At 62.6% G+C, this 17,232-nt stretch carries 19 protein-coding genes; 7 read left to right on the forward strand and 12 right to left on the reverse strand.

Going from position 1 to position 17,232, the window contains the following annotated elements:
• Positions 1-51 precede the first annotated feature (51 nt).
• Entirely contained in the window at positions 52-1,161 is a 1,110-nt protein-coding gene (locus ACFQ95_RS02360; RefSeq protein WP_422829182.1) for a response regulator, read from the forward strand.
• Between the two features lie 104 nt (positions 1,162-1,265).
• Here the strand turns inward: ACFQ95_RS02360 and ACFQ95_RS02365 are convergent, their stop codons facing one another.
• Positions 1,266-2,258 carry an inositol monophosphatase family protein gene (locus ACFQ95_RS02365; protein ID WP_422829183.1) on the reverse strand — a complete coding sequence of 331 codons (993 nt, stop codon included), beginning with the start codon at positions 2,256-2,258 and terminating at the stop codon, positions 1,266-1,268.
• Between the two features lie 135 nt (positions 2,259-2,393).
• Between ACFQ95_RS02365 and ACFQ95_RS02370 the strand changes: the two genes are divergently transcribed.
• Together ACFQ95_RS02370 and cysE are read left to right on the forward strand one after the other, a co-directional pair.
• On the forward strand, positions 2,394-3,218 hold the full coding sequence (locus tag ACFQ95_RS02370) for an RNA methyltransferase (RefSeq protein ID WP_422829184.1): 825 nt from the start codon (positions 2,394-2,396) through the stop codon (positions 3,216-3,218).
• Between the two features lie 9 nt (positions 3,219-3,227).
• Positions 3,228-4,007 (forward strand): serine O-acetyltransferase, encoded by a 780-nt coding sequence (gene cysE / locus ACFQ95_RS02375; RefSeq protein WP_422829185.1) that lies wholly within the window; start codon positions 3,228-3,230, stop codon positions 4,005-4,007.
• Positions 4,008-4,011: 4 nt separating this feature from the next.
• On the opposite strand, the gene mog is transcribed toward cysE, so the two are convergent.
• Both mog and yjgA read right to left on the reverse strand, forming a co-directional pair.
• Complete coding sequence (gene mog, locus ACFQ95_RS02380; protein ID WP_422829186.1) at positions 4,012-4,617, reverse strand: molybdopterin adenylyltransferase; 606 nt, start codon at positions 4,615-4,617, stop codon at positions 4,012-4,014.
• Entirely contained in the window at positions 4,614-5,288 is a 675-nt protein-coding gene (yjgA, locus tag ACFQ95_RS02385) for a ribosome biogenesis factor YjgA (RefSeq protein WP_422829187.1), read from the reverse strand. The genes mog and yjgA overlap by 4 nt, the downstream gene beginning before the upstream one ends.
• Before the next feature lie 176 nt (positions 5,289-5,464).
• On the opposite strand from yjgA, the gene pmbA reads away from it, so the two are divergent.
• Positions 5,465-6,880, forward strand: coding sequence for a metalloprotease PmbA (gene pmbA, locus ACFQ95_RS02390; RefSeq protein ID WP_422829188.1), 1,416 nt, complete (start codon positions 5,465-5,467; stop codon positions 6,878-6,880).
• Positions 6,881-6,973: 93 nt separating this feature from the next.
• Here pmbA and ACFQ95_RS02395 read toward each other — a convergent pair whose 3' ends face one another.
• The 5 genes from ACFQ95_RS02395 to ACFQ95_RS02415 form a co-directional block, all read right to left on the reverse strand.
• The gene (locus ACFQ95_RS02395) at positions 6,974-8,551 is read right to left on the reverse strand and encodes a DUF6600 domain-containing protein (protein WP_422829189.1); all 1,578 of its coding nucleotides are present in this window, start codon (positions 8,549-8,551) and stop codon (positions 6,974-6,976) included.
• Positions 8,552-9,301: 750 nt separating this feature from the next.
• The gene (locus ACFQ95_RS02400) at positions 9,302-9,763 is read right to left on the reverse strand and encodes a GatB/YqeY domain-containing protein (protein WP_422829190.1); all 462 of its coding nucleotides are present in this window, start codon (positions 9,761-9,763) and stop codon (positions 9,302-9,304) included.
• A 144-nt stretch (positions 9,764-9,907) separates the two neighbouring features.
• Positions 9,908-10,120, reverse strand: a complete 213-nt coding sequence (gene rpsU / locus ACFQ95_RS02405) for a 30S ribosomal protein S21 (protein WP_007833691.1) — start codon at positions 10,118-10,120, stop codon at positions 9,908-9,910.
• A 189-nt stretch (positions 10,121-10,309) separates the two neighbouring features.
• On the reverse strand, positions 10,310-10,666 hold the full coding sequence (locus tag ACFQ95_RS02410; RefSeq protein WP_422829191.1) for an antibiotic biosynthesis monooxygenase family protein: 357 nt from the start codon (positions 10,664-10,666) through the stop codon (positions 10,310-10,312).
• Positions 10,663-11,019, reverse strand: coding sequence for an NIPSNAP family protein (locus ACFQ95_RS02415; RefSeq protein WP_422829192.1), 357 nt, complete (start codon positions 11,017-11,019; stop codon positions 10,663-10,665). The genes ACFQ95_RS02410 and ACFQ95_RS02415 overlap by 4 nt, the downstream gene beginning before the upstream one ends.
• Positions 11,020-11,124: 105 nt before the next feature.
• Between ACFQ95_RS02415 and ACFQ95_RS02420 the strand changes: the two genes are divergently transcribed.
• Complete coding sequence (locus tag ACFQ95_RS02420) at positions 11,125-11,844, forward strand: ArsR/SmtB family transcription factor (RefSeq protein ID WP_422829193.1); 720 nt, start codon at positions 11,125-11,127, stop codon at positions 11,842-11,844.
• A gap of 78 nt (positions 11,845-11,922) precedes the next feature.
• Here ACFQ95_RS02420 and ACFQ95_RS02425 read toward each other — a convergent pair whose 3' ends face one another.
• From ACFQ95_RS02425 to ACFQ95_RS02440, 4 genes are all read right to left on the reverse strand, one after another.
• Positions 11,923-12,573: a PEP-CTERM sorting domain-containing protein gene (locus tag ACFQ95_RS02425; RefSeq protein ID WP_422829194.1), complete on the reverse strand. Its 651-nt coding sequence runs from the start codon at positions 12,571-12,573 to the stop codon at positions 11,923-11,925.
• Between the two features lie 247 nt (positions 12,574-12,820).
• On the reverse strand, positions 12,821-14,026 hold the full coding sequence (locus tag ACFQ95_RS02430) for an NAD(P)/FAD-dependent oxidoreductase (protein WP_422829195.1): 1,206 nt from the start codon (positions 14,024-14,026) through the stop codon (positions 12,821-12,823).
• An 82-nt stretch (positions 14,027-14,108) separates the two neighbouring features.
• The gene (map, locus tag ACFQ95_RS02435) at positions 14,109-14,900 is read right to left on the reverse strand and encodes a type I methionyl aminopeptidase (RefSeq protein WP_422829196.1); all 792 of its coding nucleotides are present in this window, start codon (positions 14,898-14,900) and stop codon (positions 14,109-14,111) included.
• Entirely contained in the window at positions 14,897-15,121 is a 225-nt protein-coding gene (locus ACFQ95_RS02440; RefSeq protein WP_422829197.1) for a ParD-like family protein, read from the reverse strand. Before ACFQ95_RS02440 ends, map begins: the two co-directional genes overlap by 4 nt.
• 116 nt (positions 15,122-15,237) lie before the next feature.
• Here ACFQ95_RS02440 and ACFQ95_RS02445 point away from each other — a divergent pair, with 116 nt between their 5' ends.
• Positions 15,238-16,200, forward strand: a complete 963-nt coding sequence (locus ACFQ95_RS02445; RefSeq protein ID WP_422829198.1) for a LysR family transcriptional regulator — start codon at positions 15,238-15,240, stop codon at positions 16,198-16,200.
• An 82-nt stretch (positions 16,201-16,282) separates the two neighbouring features.
• A complete protein-coding gene (locus ACFQ95_RS02450) occupies positions 16,283-17,185 on the forward strand; it encodes a tripartite tricarboxylate transporter substrate binding protein (protein ID WP_422829199.1) in 903 nt (300 codons plus the stop codon).
• Positions 17,186-17,232: the final 47 nt, after the last annotated feature.

Consider the following 17,232-nt stretch of genomic DNA (forward strand, 5'->3'; position numbering starts at 1 on the left):
TCCTGCGATCGCGTCGCGCTCGCCGGTCCTTGGTCATTTCATATCGCAAACATGGACAATGTTGCCGCTTTGAACAAGAAGTCGGAAGTGACGGTTTTGGTGGTGGACGATACGCCCGACAACCTGTCACTCATGAGTTCACTGCTCAAGGATCGTTACCGCGTGAAGGTGGCGAACCACGGCGAGCGCGGCCTGCGCATCGCCGCATCCGACCCGCCACCCGACCTGATTCTGCTGGACATCATGATGCCCGGCATAGACGGTTATGAGGTCTGCCGCCGCCTGAAGTCCGATCCGCTCACGCGTGACATTCCGGTGATTTTCCTGACCGCCAAATCAGAGGTGGACGATGAAACCCAGGGCCTGGCCCTGGGCGCCGCCGACTACATCACCAAGCCCGTGAGCCCGCCGATTTTGCTGGCGCGTGTGGAAACCCACCTGGCGCTCAAGGCGAGTGCTGATTTCCTGCGCGACAAAAGCGCCTTCCTCGAAGAAGAGGTGGCCAAACGCACGCTGGAGGTGCAGGCCATCCAGGACGTGACCATCATGGCAATGGCCTCGCTGGCGGAAACCCGCGACAACGAAACCGGCAACCACATCCGGCGCACACAGTTGTATGTGCGCCGCTTGGCCGAGGTGTTGCGCGTGGTGCCGCGCTTCACCGACTATTTGTCCGACCGCAATATTGAACTGCTGTTCAAATCAGCACCGCTGCACGACATCGGCAAGATTGGCATTCCCGACAACATCCTGCTCAAGCCGGGCAAACTCACGCCGGAAGAGTTCGAGATCATGAAGACCCACACCACGCTGGGGCGCAATGCGATTGTTGACGCCGAGGCCCGCCTGGGCATGCAGGTCGAATTTTTGACACTGGCCAAAGAGATTGCCCTGAGCCACCAGGAGAAATGGGATGGTTCCGGTTACCCCGAAGGTTTGGCCGGCGAGGCGATTCCGATTGCAGCGCGGCTCATGGCGATTGCCGATGTGTATGACGCGCTGATCAGCAAACGCGTCTACAAGCCGCCATTCAGCCACCCGGAAGCCTGCGAAATCATGCGCAAAGGGCGCGGCAGCCATTTCGACCCCGAAATGCTGGATGCGTTTATGGAGGTGTCGACCGACTTCTACGACATCGCGCAGAAGTACACCGACGACTGAGTTCTTCAGCAAAAAGCCCCGCCTGCAGATCGCAGGCGGGGCTTTTGATTTTTTGCGCTGCCTATGCTCAGAACGTGGTGACGTTCTGCGGCGCGCTGCGGGTCTCAGCGTGGTTGGCGGCGCAGGGTGGGACGTGGCTCGGCTGCGGTTGCAGCGGCTGGCGCGGCGTCGGCGGCGCTGTCGTCGGTCGCCACGTCGTGGGTCGAAGCCTCGTCGGGCGTCGATTCGTCGGCGAGTTTGTCGATGGCGTTGCCGGCCTGGCGCAGGCTGGCCTTTTCGCCCGCCGAGGCGAACTTGCTGTATTTGCTGAAGATGGAGACCAGCTGGCTGTAGAGGCGCGGGTTGGCGGCCAGGCATTCCTTCTGTTCCAGGAAGTCAGACTCACCGGTGAAGTTGCCCACCAGACCACCGGCTTCGGTGATCAGCAGCGCGCCGGCGGCCATGTCCCAAGGGTTCAGGCCGGCTTCAAAGAAACCGTCGGAGTAACCGGCGGCCACGTAAGCCAGGTCCAGGGCCGCAGCACCGGGGCGGCGCAGGCCGGCGGTGCGCGGCATGATGTCGGCCATCATGCCCAGGTAGTTTTTGAAGTTGTCGCCCGGGCGGAACGGGAAGCCCGTGGACAGCAGGCACTCTTGCAAACGAATACGCTTGGACACACGGATGCGGCGTTCGTTCAGATAAGCGCCACGGCCCTTGGTGGCGGTGAACAAGTCGTTGCGCGTGGGGTCGTAAATGACGGCCTGTTCCAGGCGGCCTTTGACGGCCAGCGCAATGCTTACGCAGTAGTACGGAAAGCCGTGGATGAAGTTGGTAGTGCCGTCCAGCGGATCGATGATCCAGACGTATTCGGAGTCTTTTGCGCCATGCTCGGTGCCCGACTCTTCAGCCAGGATGCCGTGGCCGGGATAGGCCGTGAGCAGCGTTTCGATGATGACCTGTTCTGCCGCCTGATCAACTTCGGTGACGAAGTCGTTAACCTGCTTTTGCGAAATCCGCACGGCCTCCACGTCGAGCGCAGCGCGATTGATGATGGCGCCAGCGGCGCGAGCAGCCTTGACGGCCACGTTAAGCATGGGGTGCAGGTTTAAAGACGACATAAGTTGTAGTGAAGAACAGGAAAGAGGCAACCCGGCGATGCGGACAGCGACAATAGCCCTCGATTTTACCCGGTCGGCCTGTTTTTGTGCACCACTTCGGTATTTCAACCCTATTACAGCCCCATAACTCTGTCGATGCAAACCCGATTTATCCTGATCAACACCAGCCACGCCGGCAATATTGGCGCCACCGCGCGTGCCATGAAAACCATGGGTTTCCAAGACTTGGTGCTGGTGGGCCCGCGCTGGGCCAACGTGCTGCGCCGCCAGGAAACCATTCAGCGCGCAAGTGGTGCGCTCGACGTGTTGGACAACGCGCGCATTGTCGAAACGCTGGACGAGGCGCTCGACGGCATGAGCCATCTGTGCGCCACGGCGATGATCCCGCGCGACTTTGGCCCGCCCACGCGGTCGCCGCGCGAGCACTTTGAAATGCTATTAAAAGGCGAGCTGCCTGCGCAATCACAGGTTGCGCCAGAGGCCGATTTGGCTCAAGCGGCTGGTTTACCCGAGGGCATTGCGTTTCTGTTTGGTTCCGAGCGTTATGGCATGGCCAACGAAGACGTCTACCGCTGCCACGTCGCCTTGAGCATTCCCACCAACCCGAACTTCGGCTCGCTGAACCTGGGCGCTGCCGTGCAGTTGATCGCCTACGAATGGCGCCTGGCGCTGGGCGGTTATGACGTCGCGAATGGTATTGCGCCGGCGGTGCAAGCCGATGCGCGGCAGTTGAACGGCATGCTGGCGCACCTGGAGCAAGCGCTGGTGGCTGTGGGTTTTCTCGACCCCGCGGCGCCGAAGAAGTTGATGCCGCGGTTGACGCAATTGTTCAACCGCGCGCAGCCTACACAAGATGAAATCCACATCCTGCGCGGCATCGCCAAAGCCATGCAGTTCACTGCTGCGAAGGTCCCCACATCTCTCAGTGGGGACAAAGCAACCCCTCCCGCAAACGACTAGACTGCGCGCATGTTTTCCCGTCTCCGCTCCGATATCCAGTGCATTCTTGACCGCGACCCGGCCGCCCGAACCACCTGGGAGGTGCTCACCTGTTACCCCGGTTTGCACGCCCTGTGGCTGCACCGGCGCGCGCACTGGTGCTGGAACCACGGCCTCAAATGGCTGGGGCGCTTCATCTCGCACCAAGGCCGTTGGCTCACGGGCATAGAGATCCACCCCGGTGCCAAGCTCGGCGAGCGTGTGTTCTTCGACCACGCCATGGGTGTGGTGGTGGGTGAGACCGCTGAAATTGGCGACGGCTGCACCATCTACCAAGGCGTGACGCTGGGCGGCACCTCGCTCTACAAAGGCGCCAAACGCCACCCTACCTTGGGCAAGGACGTGGTGGTGAGTGCCGGGGCGAAAGTGCTAGGCGGCTTTACGGTGGGTGATGGTGCCAAGATCGGCTCAAACGCCGTGGTCATCAAACCCGTGCCTGCGGGCGCGACAGCGGTGGGCATTCCCGCGCGCATCATCATGCCGAAAACCGGCGATGCGCAGGTGGGCGATGCGGCCATGGCGCAAAGTCGCTTTTCGGCCTATGGCGTGACCCCCGACGACGACCCACTGAGCCAGGCCATGCGCGGGCTGATCGACAGCGCCTCGGCGCAAGACCACCAGATCGCCATGTTGTGGCAAGCGATTGAAAAGCTCTCGGCCCTGCGAGACAGTGGCGACTGCGTGCCCGGCGATGCCGCGCGCAAAGAGTGTTTCGAGGCGGCCAAGCTCAACGAGCTGGTGGGCAAGTAATAGCTTAGAGCCTTGTGCCTGCCGAGCGTTGCGCCGACTTGGGCCTGAAGGCTTTGCAGACCGCGTCATCGGTCTCCAGGTACGGCCCGCCAATCAGGTCTATGCAGTAGGGCACGGCGGCAAAGATGCCGGGTGCGCCGTGTGCGGGCAGGCCTTCCAGCGTTTCGGCAATGGCTTTGGGCTGGCCGGGCAGGTTGATCACCAGGCTGCTGCCGCGAATCACCGCCACCTGGCGCGACAGAATCGCAGTCGGCACGAACTTTAGGCTGATCTGGCGCATCTGCTCGCCAAAGCCGGGCATTTCTTTGTGGGCGATGGCCAGCGTCGCTTCCGGCGTGACATCGCGCAGTGCCGGGCCGGTGCCGCCGGTGGTGAGGATCAGGCTGCAGCCTTCTACATCGGCCAGTTCGACCAAGGTGGCGCTGATCTGCGCCAACTCATCGGGGATCAGCCGCGGCACAAAAGTGATGGGGTTGTGTAACGCGCGGCTCAGCCAGTCCTGCAGCGCGGGCAGGCCTTTGTCTTCGTAGACGCCGCTGCTGGCGCGGTCGCTGATGGAGACGATGCCGATCTTGACGGGATCACACGATGCAGAAAGTGCCGAGGTCATTTGCTGTTGTCCTCGCCCTCGTCATCTTCAGAGTCGATCTGCACCGGCTCGCCATTGTTCAGCGCACCATCGGTGCCGACCAGATGCTGGCGCACCAGTTGGAAGATTTCGCGGTAGGCGCGGCCATGGCGCGGCGCGGCGCCGGGTTGTTCGGGCTTGGCATCCTTGCGCGCCTGGCGAATCAGCGCGCGCAGTTGCTGGGTGTCGGTATCGGGGTGCTCGGCCAGCCAGTCGGCCAGGCGTTGGTCGTCGGTTATCAGGTCGTTGCGCCAGGTCTCGGCGTGGTGCAGCGCCAGGTTTTCCTTGGCCGAGCCATTGCGCTGCTCGTCGAGTGCGGCGCGGATGGCGTCGATCATCTCGTCTTCCTGCTTGCGCATGAGTTTGCCGATGAATTGCATCTGGCGGCGCTTGCCTTCAAAGTTGGTGATGCGGCGCGCTTCGAGCACGGCTTCCTTGAGCTTGTCGTCCAGGCCCAGGCGGTTGAACAGGTCGGCGCGCAGTGTCAGCAACTCCAGGCCCAGGTCTTGTAGCGCATCGCTTTCTTTTTTCAGGTCGGTACGGCTGTCGCCTTCCGTGCCTTTGAGTTCGGCCTTGAGTTGCAGGTCGAGTTCGCTGCCTTCGGCGACGAACTGGCCGCGGACGAAATAGCCTTTTTTGGGTTTGCGTGACATGTTTTTGACTTTGAAGTGGGGCGCGTGCTTCAGCGCGATTGTGGCCACAGGGCTGACGTTCGGGAAGGGCGCAGATGGGCCTATTGTCCCCCAAGAGAGAAGTTGGCCAGGCCCCAGGCGTTCACATACCTGTAGAGCGGCGCGGGGGTTGCGCCGCAAGTATCATTGCGGCCAACATGAAAACACTCCAAAACAGCGCCAAAGGCGCAAAAGTGGCCACCGGCGCATCCACTCCAGCCACGGCAGACAGCGGTTTTGCCTACAGCCGGTCGTTTTTTGAAGGCCTGGTCGACAGCGCCCTGGCGCACGCCAAGAAAATCGGCGCAACCAATGCCGGTGCTGAGGCGTCCGAAGGCTGCGGCCTGAGCGTGTCGGTGCGCAAGGGCTCGCTGGAGACCGTGGAGCGCAACCGCGACAAGTCATTGGGTGTCACGGTCTACATCGGCCAGCGCCGTGGCAACGCCAGCACTTCCGATTTCTCGGCCGCCGCCATCGAGCAAACCGTGCAGGCCGCTTACGACATCGCACGTTTTACCGCCGAAGACCCGATTGCCGGCTTGCCTGACGCCGACCTCATCTCCCACGAGCACCGCGATCTGGACTTGTTCTTCCCCTGGGCCATAGACAGCGAAGGCGCTACGCGCCTGGCACTCGAATGTGAAGCGGCGGCGCTGGGCACCAGCAAACGCATCACCAACAGCGAAGGCGCCGGTGTGTCGGCCCAGCAGTCGCACTTCTTCAGCGCGCATACCCACGGTTTCCGTGGCGGTTATGCGAGCTCGCGCCACTCGATTTCGGTGGCGCCGATTGCCGGCAAAGGCAGCGGCATGCAGCGCGACGCCTGGTACAGCTCCATGCGGGACGCCACGCAGCTGGCCTCGCCGCAAGCCGTAGGCCGCTACGCCGCCGAGCGCGCACTGAGCCGCCTGAACGCGCGCAAGATTCCCACCACACAATGCCCGGTGTTGTTCGAGTCGCCATTGGCCGCTGGCCTGCTGGGTGGTTTTGTCCAGGCCGTGAGTGGCGGTGCGCTGTACCGCAAGAGCAGCTTCTTGCTCGACTCTCTGGGTAAACAGGTTTTCCCCAAACACATAGACCTGCTGGAAGACCCGTTTGTGCTGCGTGGCAAGGGCAGTTCACCTTTCGACGAAGAAGGTGTGCGTGTGCAGGCGCGCAAGGTGGTGGATCGTGGCCGTGTCGAAGGCTACTTCCTGAGCAGCTATTCGGCGCGCAAGCTGGGCATGCAGACCACGGGCAATGCCGGCGGTTCGCACAACCTGACGCTGCTGTCGCGCCAAACCAAGGCGGGTGACGACCTGGACGCCATGCTGAAAAAGCTGGGCACGGGCCTGTTCGTCATCGAACTGATGGGCCACGGCGTGAACTACGTGACCGGCGACTACTCGCGCGGCGCCAGCGGTTTCTGGGTGGAGAACGGCGAAATCGCCTTCCCGGTGGAAGAGATCACCATTGCCGGCAACCTCAAGGACATGTTCATGGGCATACAGGCGGTGGGGGCCGACCAGTACAACTATGGCGCCAAGAGTGTGGGCTCGGTGCTGATCAACCGCATGAAGGTCGCTGGGAGTTAAGCTTTTTTGCCCTCTGCCGCTTGTTGGGCAAGCGCGGGGTGCTTCTGAAAAAATAGCGCAGCGGGCAAGCCTCTGCGCTATTTTTTTGTTTGCTTAGCGGTTGTCCTGCTGACGCTGTGGGCCGTTTGGTGAGCTTTGCCTCTGTGCGTGGGGCGCGGCTTCTGGGCGCTGCATCGGCTGTTGCTCCTGGGGTGGCCGCTCGCGCGGCTGCATGGGCCGCGGGTTGTTACCGTTGGGGTAAGGGTCTAGCGGCATGCGCTGGGGCGGCTGCTGGCCGTTCAAGTTTCCGTTGAAGCGCGGATCGTTGCGTGCGTCGTGACGCGGGTCATGGCGTTGAGTGTCGTAACCTTGCTGGTCATAACGCTCGTTTTGCCGCTGGGGTGGGCGGCCAAAGTTGTCGTTGCGGTTGTTTGGATGGTTGTTACCGTCATTCCTGTCGTAACGCTCATCACGATCCTGGCGCCCGTTCGGAAAAGGATCTGGCCCGGCCGCGCGCGGTGCCGGGGCATAGGTGCCAGGGCGGTTTTCAAAGCGATAACCGTCGCGCCGGGTCTGCTCTATCGGCAGGGCGCCACGGTTGATGCTGCCCAAGTTGCGTGGGTTGGTGCGGTAGCCGGGCTGCCAGGCCTCGCCCGGGGCCAGCGGAAACCAGTGGGCGGGTGGTGGTGCGCCGGGCCGTGCGCCGCCGTAGCTGGCCGGTGGCACACCCGTGGCGCCGCCCAGGTAGCCGACCAATGCCGGGGCGTAGGCCGGGCGCAGTTGGCGCGGGCCGGGCACCCAGGCCCAGCGTGAACCGATTTGTGTCCAGCGGCCATAGTGGAACGGTGCGAAGCCCCAGGGCGCGTCGTCTACCCAGGTCCAGCCCCAGGGCGACACCCAGCGCCACTGGCCATAACGGTAGGGCGCCCAATTGGCGACCACGCCGCGCGGAAACCAGACATTGCCGTATTGCGGGTCGGCGGCCCAGTCGCCGTTTTGGTCGAGTTCCTGGTAGCCAATGGTGTCGCGCGACACGAAACGTGCGCTCACCGATTGTTCTTCGCCTCGGTCGCGGTTGGCGACCCAGAGGTCGAAGTCGTCGTTGCGCAGGGCCACGGGCGCCCGGTTGCGCGTGAGGTTGCGCCCGGCAAAAAGTTGGCGTTGGCCGTCTGCCGTCAGCGGCACGGCCGCGCCGTTTTCGCCGTACAGCATGGCGGCACCCGATGAGGCGCTGACGCGCGTGGTAGCGTCGTTGGGGTCGACATCGAGACGGTAGTTGCCCGGCTGTGTGATCACCATCGCCAAATTGGCGGTATTGATTTCCAGTTGCTCGTTGGCATACAGCTGGTGTACGCGCAACTGCAGGCTGCCCTGGTTCAGCGTGAGCCGCGTGGTGTTGTCATCGAGAGCACCGACCTCGAGCTCGGTGTTGCGGTTGAGGCGCAGGCTGCTGGCGCCTAAGGCCAGTTCAGCCCGGGCGTCGCCGGCCGTGCGCAGGCTGTCGCCGCTGGTGAGCGGAATATTGGGTTCGGCGCGTTGCCAGCCTGGCTCGCCCGCCAGGCGTTGCTGCACATGGCCCTCGACCAAACCCAGCCGCGCCACACGGGCTGGCGCTTCTTCATCTTGCGCGCTGGCGGGCGAGGCGCAAATAAGCGCCAGAGCCGCCACGCCCGCGAAAAATACGCTGCGCAAAGAGGCTGGGGTCGGCTTTGGCGCGAACTTACGGCGAAAAAAATCAAACGGAGTGGGGCGTGCAGTCATGTGGATACAACGCGGCAAGGGTTGAATCGGTTTGCATGACCGGTCAAACCTGTACACCAAGCCAGACTGTTCTTAGGCATGAATGTCCAAGACAGCGCATTAGAGCCTGAGACATCCCCGTCTGAGACATCCTGATTGGCGGCTTAAAAGCACCGAAGTGATGGATGTTTTGCAGGCAGAAAGTCCAACGTTACTAAATTTTTGAGTGATGGATTGAGTGATGGATATGGGATGTGGCAGGCCGGCTGTGCCAGCCTGCTTGTCGGCCGCAGCTGCCCTGTTGTGGCTCTGTAACGCTCAGTTACGCTCAGATTCGCTCGGCTAGTTCTTTATAGACTCATCGCATGGGACGAAACTACATCGCTGAGTGCACTATTGTCGATCCGCGTGCACGCCGAACTGCGCTACGTGAGCGTCGCGAGGCTGCGCGCAATGCCGCCGCCGCCGAGCGGGCCTCGCTTGCGCAATTTCTTGCGCGGGCCTCGCAGTGTGCTGCGCCGCGTTGCGTGGCGCTGGCCAGGACTGAGGACAATCCGTGGTGGCCAAGTTGCTGCGAGTCTTGCGGTCAAGCGTTGGCTGTCGAGCTGAAGCGAAAAGCCGATTGCCGTGAGGCTAGGGACCAAGGCATCTCGGTCGCAGCGCTGCGTCGCTTACGGGGCGAGGAAGCCTAAGAGGCCCGGCTCAGCCGGCGAGCGCGGCTTTCACGGCGGCCGATACCTGGCCCATGTCGGCCTTGCCGGCCAGGGCGGTCTTGACTGCGCCCATCACCTTGCCCATGTCGCCGGGGCCTGCGGCGCGGCCGAGTTCGGCGGCCAGGGCGGCCACGATGGTCTTCACTTCAGCGGCCACTTCGTCGGCGCTCAGGCGTTGTGGCAGGTAGCCTTCCAGCACCTTCAGTTCGCTGGCTTCTTTCGCGGCCAGATCGTCGCGGCCGGCCTGGGTGAAGGCGGCGAGTGAATCCTTGCGCTGTTTGATCAGCTTGTCGACGATGGCCACCACGGCTGCGTCGTCCAGTACCACACGTTCGTCGACTTCTTTTTGTTTCATCGCGGCCAGCAACAAGCGGATGGTGCCCAGGCGCTCTGCATCTTTGGCGCGCATGGCGGTTTTCATGTCTTCGGTGATCTGGTCTTTGAGGGCCATGGCTGTGTCCTTGTGTGGTGATGAATCAATAGGTTGGGGCGCAGGCCCAAAAAGTCAAAAGGCCCGCCCTGGCGTCCCTGGGCGGGCCTTGCAGGCACTAGGCCTGAAGTGTCTGACAGCGTGGCAGCCTGGGCTGCCTGGCGATCAGTACAGCTTCTTGGGCAACTGCATCGAGCGCACGCGCTTGTAGTGACGCTTCACAGCGGCAGCCTTCTTGCGCTTACGTTCAGCGGTTGGCTTTTCGTAGAACTCGCGGGCGCGCAGATCGGTCAGCAGGCCCAGTTTTTCGATGGTGCGCTTGAAGCGGCGCAGAGCAACGTCAAAGGGTTCGTTTTCTTTTACACGGATGGTGGTCATTAGCTAATGTTTCCAGATTTGTGCCCACAGAGGGTTTTCGGGAGATCGGGCCCAAAAGCCTTGTGCGGCGGTTTTCCCCGTCTCGAACTAGTATTTGGCCGACGGGGCATTGCCAGCAAAGCCCATAATTATAGCCTTAGTTCCAGGCAAATCAAGACTTGCGGCTCCTGGCCGGGCGCTCCTGCGGCCTCATCCACCCGCTGGCCTGTGAAAAACACGCGCGTCGGCCGGGGCTTGGTCGCGCTCGTGCAGCCCGTAGTCGCGCAAAACCTGGGCCACACGCAGTCGGTAGTTGGCGAAAACGTGGCTGCGGCCCGCGGCCTGGGCCCGGTGGTGTTGCTCGTGCTGGCGCCATTGCGCCACGGCCTGCTCGTCGCGCCAGAAGGACAGCGACAGCAGCTTGCCCGGCTGGCCAAGGCTTTGAAAACGTTCGACGGAGATGAAGCCGTCCATTGTTTCCAAAGCGGGGCGCAGGGCGGCGGCAAGGTCAAGGTAGCTTTGCATGCCGCCCTCGGCCGGTTCGACTTCAAAGATCACGGCAATCATGTTGTCTCCTGGGTTTGCGGCTGCGCCGCCAGCTGAAATGTGCCGGGCACGATTTCGGTGAAGCTGCGCTGCTCGCGCAGAATAAACCGCTGGCGCTGGGCCAGCGCAAAATTGGCGCGGCCTTCGGGGTCGGTGCGCAAACGTGCGCGATAGGCCTCGTAGGCGGCCAGGTTGTCGAAAGCGATCAAACCCCAGGCTTCAAAATTGCTGCCTTCATGTGGCAAAAAATAGCCCAGCAAATGCCCGCCGCAGCGCGGGATGATGCGCGCCCAGTTCTCGGCGTAGCTGCAAAACGCTTCGCGTTGGAACGGATCGATTTCGTAGCGGATGAAGCAGGTGATTCTCGGTTGCATGGTGTTCTCCATAGGTGAAAGCACCCCTATGCTGCCCGTGCCTGGCCTGCGAATGCTTAGCTCTGGAGCGAAGCATGAGGCCCCAAAATGCCCGAAACTGAGGTCATGAACACAAACCAGATCGCCCGCGTGGCGGCCTTGATCGGCGAGCCCGCGCGTACCGGCATGTTGCTGGCCTTGATGGATGGCCGCGCACTCACGGCACGTGAGTTGGCCGAGGCCGGCCGCATCACTGCGGCGACGGCCAGCCGGCATCTGGCGTTGCTGCTGGAGGCCGGGTTGCTGCGCGTGGAGCAGCAGGGCCGGCATCGCTACCACCGCCTGGCTTCAGCCGATGTGGCGCGGGTACTCGAAGGGCTGATGCAATTGAGTGCCCAACCGCCGCTGGCCACTCCCCGCGTGCCGACTGGCCCGCGCGACGCCGCGTTGCGCCAGGCGCGCACCTGCTACGACCACATTGCCGGCCGTCTGGGCGTGGCCATCAGCATACATCTGCAGGCCGAAGGTGCGCTGCTGTTGGATGACGCGGCCGGTGCCCAGGTCACGGCCAGGTTGGAGGCGGTGTTGCGCCCGCTGGGTATCGAAGGAGTAGATGCCAGTGGTGCGCGTGGGCAGCGCCCGCTGTGCCGCCCCTGCCTGGACTGGAGCGAACGCCGTATGCACCTTGCCGGCCGGCTGGGTGCCATGCTGTGCAGCCACAGTCTGGCGCGTGGCTGGCTCACGCGCAGCGCCGGTTCGCGCGCCTTGAGCATCACGCCCAGCGGGGCGGTAGTGCTGCGTGAGTGGCTGGGTTTGGGGGTCTGGGCCGAGGTGGTGGCGGCTTGAGCGCGCCATCCAAGAGATCAGCGGTACATAAAAGCAGAAAACCGCCTGAAGGCGGTTTTTCACGGACCCGTTGCGCGCTTAGCGTTGCGACTTGCGACGGCTTGCGGCGAGTGCAGCGAGTGCCAGGCCGACAAGTGCCACGGAGCCTGGTTCAGGAACACTGTTTCCCCGGCCGGTGAGTTGTTGAAACAGCGTGACCGAGACGGCATTGACATCAAAACCGTCGGCCGATCTGTCGTTGGCGAAGGCCGCCTTGGCGGTGGTATCCACGAGTTTCAGGCTGCTGCAACCCGACAGGCAAAGGCCGTCGAACGACAAGCTGTCGCCAAGGCCGCCGGCGAGGTTGTCCACGCTGCCGGCAAAAACGAAGAGATTGCTGGCAACGTCAAACACAAAAACGTCTGCCGATTCTGTGCCGTAGGGGCCGGGATTTGTGGTTTCGAAGAAGGTGGCTGTGCCGCCGCCAAACAAGCCAGAGAAACCGAGGGTGATAGAGCCGCCAAAACCCAGGCTGTAGAAGCCTGCGCTCGAGGCCGTGCTGGCGCTGGGGCCACCCAAGGCCGCAGAAGCGATCAGACGGTTGGCCGCAATCGCGCCGCCGCCCAGGTTTTTGCCGGTGCTATCGGCGCTGATCACCGAGTTTGCATAAACCACGGTGGCTTGCGCCGAAGAGAAAGACGCCAGAAAAACGGCGGCGACACACAGCACGCGGGCAACAGAGTTGAACATCTCGAAAGCTTTCTGAAGGTTGAAGGGCAATGCAACAATTTGTTGCAATCAACACGTCAAAGCAAAAATGGGGCCATCAGGGTAAAACCTAGGGAAATCAACGTTGTATTGACAAGCCAACGCCATAATAGGCTCTTGGTGTAACGTAAATCGACACCACTTTTTCGTGATATTTATCACATGTAGTATTGCTGGATTGCTCTCATTTAAGGAGCGAATTGCAGATGCAGATGCAGATGCAGAAGCTTCAAGCTTTCACCAAGGCTTGCCCGCAGGCAAAGCCGCTGGCCCAGGCCCACTGAAAGTTGTAGCCGCCCAGCCAGCCTGTCACGTCAACCACCTCGCCAATGAAATACAGCCCGGCTTGGTTATTGGCCTGCATGCTTTGTTGTGACAGGGCGCGTGTGTCCACGCCGCCTAGCGTGACCTCGGCCTTTTTGTAGCCTTCGGTGCCGGTGGGTGTGAGTTCCCAGCGCGACAGGTTTTCCGCCAGTCGCGCCAACGCCTTGTCGCTGGCTTCGTTCACCGGGCGTTGCCAGTCGGGGCTTTGCTGGGCCCAGGCATCGGCCAGGCGGCCGGGCACCAGCGAAGCGAGTTCATTGCCTATCAATTTGCGTGACCGCGACTTGGCCAGTGCCAGGGCCTCGGGCAGGTTCACTTCAGGCGCCAGGTTCAGCGCCAGCGGTGTGCCGGGCTGCCAGTAGCTCGATATCTGCAGCACCGCCGGACCCGAGAGGCCGCGGTGGGTGAACAGCAAATCCTCGTTGAACTTCATGCGCGACTTTTTGCTCCCGGTGCTGATCTCTACTGGCAGCGCCAGGCCAGACAGTTGCGCATAGGGCGCCCAGGCCGCACCGTCAAACGTCAGTGGCACCAGGCCCGGGCGGCGTTCGATCAAGGGCAGGCCAAACTGCTGGGCGATGCGGTAGCCAAAGTCGCTGGCGCCGATCTTGGGAATGGACAAACCGCCCGTGGCCACCACCAACTGTGGCGCGCTAATCAAACCTCGGTCGCTGTCGATTTCGTAACGGTTGTCGGCGTCTTTGAAGCGCACGGCTTTGACCGCACACGGCTGCCAACGCGTGACGCCGCCGGCGCCACACTCGGCCAGCAGCATCTGGATCAGGTCTTCGGCCGAGCGGTCGCAAAACAGCTGTCCCTTGTGTTTCTCATGGAAAGCGATGCCGTGTTTTTGCACCAGCGCGATGAAGTCGCGCGGCGTGAAACGGCTCAAGGCGCTGCGGCAGAAGTGCACGTTGTCGCTGAGAAAGTTGGCCGGCGTGGCGTCTCGGTTGGTGAAGTTGGCGCGCCCGCCGCCGGAGATACGGATCTTCTCGGCCACCTTTTCGCTGTGGTCGATGACCAGCACCTTCAGCCCGCGCTGGCCGGCCACACTTGCGCAAAACAGACCGGCCGCGCCGGCGCCTATGATGACCACGTCAAATTGATGCATAAATGAGCCGTTCAGGCAGGCTGCGCAAGCGAGGGAAGCTATTGAAAGAGGAGTGCGGTGAAACGAGGGCGAGAGTGTAGCGTCAGATCGCCGGGTAGCCGCCCGTGCCTTCCGGCCAAGGTGTCAACACCTCAAAGCCGGTTTCCGTCACCGCCACCATGTGCTCCCACTGGGCCGAGAGTGAATGGTCTTTGGTGACCACGGTCCAGCCGTCGTTCAGTTCCTTGGTGTCGCGTTTGCCGGCGTTGATCATGGGCTCTATGGTGAAGATCATGCCGGGCTCCAGCCGCACGCCCTGGCCGGGGCTGCCGTAGTGCAGCACTTGCAGTGTGTCGTGGTAGATCTGGCCTATGCCATGGCCACAGTATTCGCGCACGATGCTGAAACGCTCGCGGTGCGCCACGCTTTGGATGGCGTAGCCTACGTCGCCCAGCGTGGCGCCGGGCTTGACCTGGCGGATGCCGGCGCACATGGCTTCATAAGTGGTACTCACCAGGCGCTTGGCCAGCGGGCTGGGCTCGCCGACAAAATACATGCGGCTGCAGTCGCCAAACCAGCCGTCCTTGCGTATGGCGACGTCGATGTTGATGATGTCGCCGCGCTTCAAGATCTTGTCATTCGGAATGCCGTGGCATACCACGTGGTTGACCGAAGTGCACACCGTTTTCGGGAAGCCGTTGTAGCCCACGTTGGCCGGCTCGGCCTGCAACACATCGACGATGTAGCGGTTGCAAAGCTGGTCCAGGGTGTCGGTGGAGACGCCGGCCTGCACGTGTTCACCAATCATGCGCAGCACGTCCGCCGCTAGGTGGCCCGCACGGCGCGACATGGCGACTTCGTCGGCGGTGTGCAGGGTGATGGTGCGGCTCTTCACGCGCGGGCTTTCTGTGGCAACTCGGCCACCAGCGCTTCGGCGCGGATTTCGTCCTGTATCAACAGACGGCAGAGTTCGCCGTATGTCAGTTCGGGATTCAACTCGCTCATCATGCCTATACGCATCCAGTGTTCGGCTTGTGCATTGATGGAGCGGTTGAGCGCGCCGCTGGCGACACGGATGTTGTCGTGCATTGGTTCGGAGATTTTGACTAGGCCCATGGGATTTTGAGTATATGAAGCGTTTATGTTTTGTATATTTTAACGGCGCTGAAATCAGCGCGTAAATACGTTCGTTAAAACTAAGATGCATGCCAAAACGGAGACAAACGAACGAGATGCTGAATTCAAGCCTGCTGCGCTGCTTTCTGGCGGTGCTGGAACACCGCACACTCACCGCAGCCGCCTCAGCGCTGTGTATCACCCAGCCGGCGTTGTCCAAGAGCATCCGGCGGCTCGAGGAGGAACTGGGCGTGCCCTTGTTCGAGCGCACGCCCGGCGGCATGGTGGTGACCTCGTATGGCATCGCGTTGGCCCATCGTGCACGGCTGATGGAGCTGGAGTCGCAGCGTGCGCATGCCGAGCTGGCGCTGCTGCGCGGCGGCGGTGTTGGCACCGTCACCATAGGCATAGGCCCGTTGTGGTCGGTGTATGGCCTGCCGGAGGTGATTGCCGAGCTGACGCAGGCGCATCCCAGCCTGCGCATCCGCGTGGTGCCGGGGGTGCTGAACACCTTGCTGCCGCAGCTGCTGCGCGGTGAACTCGACATGGTCTGCGCGGCGCTGGACTTTCCCGAGCATGAGGAGCTGGAAACCGAACACCTGATCGACAGCCACCACGTGATCCTGGCGCATGCGCGCCACCCGCTGGCGCGCGCCAAGCGTGTGACCGTCGCAGAACTCGGCGCCTGCCGATTCGTCGGGCTGCACAACGACTATGCCGTGCTGGACCGCATGAAGCGTTATTTCGCCTTGCGCGGGCTGGGCGCACCCGGGTTTACCGCCGAGGTGGAGTCGCTGGAGCTGCTGCTGTCGCTGGTGGCGACGGGCGCCTTCGTGGCCACACAGTCCAACCAGGTGTTGTTGCGGGCCGCGCAGTTGGGCATAGAGGCGCTGCCGACCGAGGAGAGCATCTGGGCTTTTCGCGGTGGCGTGGTCAGCCGCAAGACCCACGTGCCGGTGCCGGGTGTGGCGCTGGTGCGCGAGGCCTTGCGCCGCCGGCTCACACCCGGTGATCCGGTGATGCCTGATCGGCCCTCGGTAGGCCATGGGACAGGCCCTCGCCATAACCAGCCGGAATAGCCCATGAAAAACCACCATTGGATGGCCTGCCTGGGACGCGGTAAGGTTGCGCGAAATGATTGCTACAGGAGACTACGTTCCCATGCCCCCCTCCATCCAGATGCTGGTTCCCTATGTGAAAGACGGTGGCAGCGACCAGCGTGCACGCCTGATCGCCAAATACCTAGCCCGTGAGCTTGGGCGCGAAATCGAAGTTGTCAACCGCACCGGAGCGGTAACCGGCCACACGGCGATTGCCCAGGCCGCGCCCGACGGCGCCACCATAGGCCTGATCACTGGCGAAATCGGCATGATGCACTGGCATGCCGGGTTGACGGCACTCACACCCGCCGACTACACCGCCCTGGCCGTGCCGTTTGTCGAGTCCTCGGCCATCATCGTGCGCCACGATGCACCGTTTGCCGACTTGCGCGCCTTTCTAGAGCACTGCCGCAACCAGCCCGTGGTGGGCTCCGGCGGGCCGGATTTCAGCGTGTGGAAGTTCTCGCTGCTGGGTCTGCTGCGTGCGGCCGGACAGTCGATTCAGAATGTGCAGTGGATAGAAACCTATAGCGGCGAACAAGGCCTGGCCAATGTGCTGGAAGGCCGTGCGCTGGTCGCTCCCATCACCATGACCGATGCGCGCGGCCCTTTGCGTGCCGGCACCGCGCGGGCCCTGGCCAGCATGGAGGATGTGCGCCATGCCAGCTTCCCCGAGGTGCCCACGGTACAGGAGGCCGCAGGCATTCCCTGGTCGGTGGCGCACTGGCGCGGCATTGTTGCGCCGCGCGGCCTGCCCGAGGCGCTGCGGCAAAACTACATCGAGGCCTTGCAACGGGTGTCGCGCCATGAGGACTTCCAGGCCGAGGCGCGCGCCAGCTCCTTCACCGTGCGTTGGCGTTTCGGTGACGACTTCGCCGACTACATGGCAGAAGACGACCAGCAGTTCGGCCAAGTGATCCAGTCCTTGGGCGCCAAGGCGGGCAGCACGGCCAAGCTGCTCTAGTGTGCCGCGTGCCGGCTGCACGCATCGATCAAAAACAAAGGAGACAT

The sequence above is a fragment of the Variovorax sp. HJSM1_2 genome, assembly GCF_049316285.1.
In the GTDB taxonomy this organism is placed as follows: Bacteria; Pseudomonadota; Gammaproteobacteria; order Burkholderiales; family Burkholderiaceae_C; genus Rhodoferax_B.

Coding starts and splice junctions, on each gene's coding strand:
- ACFQ95_RS02440 (WP_422829197.1), bottom strand. CDS start 15,121: ATGGGCCTAGTCAAAATCTCCGAACCAATGCACGACAACATCCGTGTC.
- ACFQ95_RS02410 (WP_422829191.1), bottom strand. CDS start 10,666: ATGATTGCCGTGATCTTTGAAGTCGAACCGGCCGAGGGCGGCATGCAA.
- ACFQ95_RS02425 (WP_422829194.1), bottom strand. CDS start 12,573: ATGTTCAACTCTGTTGCCCGCGTGCTGTGTGTCGCCGCCGTTTTTCTG.
- ACFQ95_RS02420 (WP_422829193.1), top strand. CDS start 11,125: ATGAACACAAACCAGATCGCCCGCGTGGCGGCCTTGATCGGCGAGCCC.
- ACFQ95_RS02415 (WP_422829192.1), bottom strand. CDS start 11,019: ATGCAACCGAGAATCACCTGCTTCATCCGCTACGAAATCGATCCGTTC.
- ACFQ95_RS02400 (WP_422829190.1), bottom strand. CDS start 9,763: ATGGCCCTCAAAGACCAGATCACCGAAGACATGAAAACCGCCATGCGC.
- ACFQ95_RS02360 (WP_422829182.1), top strand. CDS start 52: ATGGACAATGTTGCCGCTTTGAACAAGAAGTCGGAAGTGACGGTTTTG.
- ACFQ95_RS02445 (WP_422829198.1), top strand. CDS start 15,238: ATGCTGAATTCAAGCCTGCTGCGCTGCTTTCTGGCGGTGCTGGAACAC.
- pmbA (WP_422829188.1), top strand. CDS start 5,465: ATGAAAACACTCCAAAACAGCGCCAAAGGCGCAAAAGTGGCCACCGGC.
- rpsU (WP_007833691.1), bottom strand. CDS start 10,120: ATGACCACCATCCGTGTAAAAGAAAACGAACCCTTTGACGTTGCTCTG.
- ACFQ95_RS02430 (WP_422829195.1), bottom strand. CDS start 14,026: ATGCATCAATTTGACGTGGTCATCATAGGCGCCGGCGCGGCCGGTCTG.
- mog (WP_422829186.1), bottom strand. CDS start 4,617: ATGACCTCGGCACTTTCTGCATCGTGTGATCCCGTCAAGATCGGCATC.
- ACFQ95_RS02365 (WP_422829183.1), bottom strand. CDS start 2,258: ATGTCGTCTTTAAACCTGCACCCCATGCTTAACGTGGCCGTCAAGGCT.
- yjgA (WP_422829187.1), bottom strand. CDS start 5,288: ATGTCACGCAAACCCAAAAAAGGCTATTTCGTCCGCGGCCAGTTCGTC.
- ACFQ95_RS02370 (WP_422829184.1), top strand. CDS start 2,394: ATGCAAACCCGATTTATCCTGATCAACACCAGCCACGCCGGCAATATT.
- cysE (WP_422829185.1), top strand. CDS start 3,228: ATGTTTTCCCGTCTCCGCTCCGATATCCAGTGCATTCTTGACCGCGAC.
- ACFQ95_RS02450 (WP_422829199.1), top strand. CDS start 16,283: ATGCCCCCCTCCATCCAGATGCTGGTTCCCTATGTGAAAGACGGTGGC.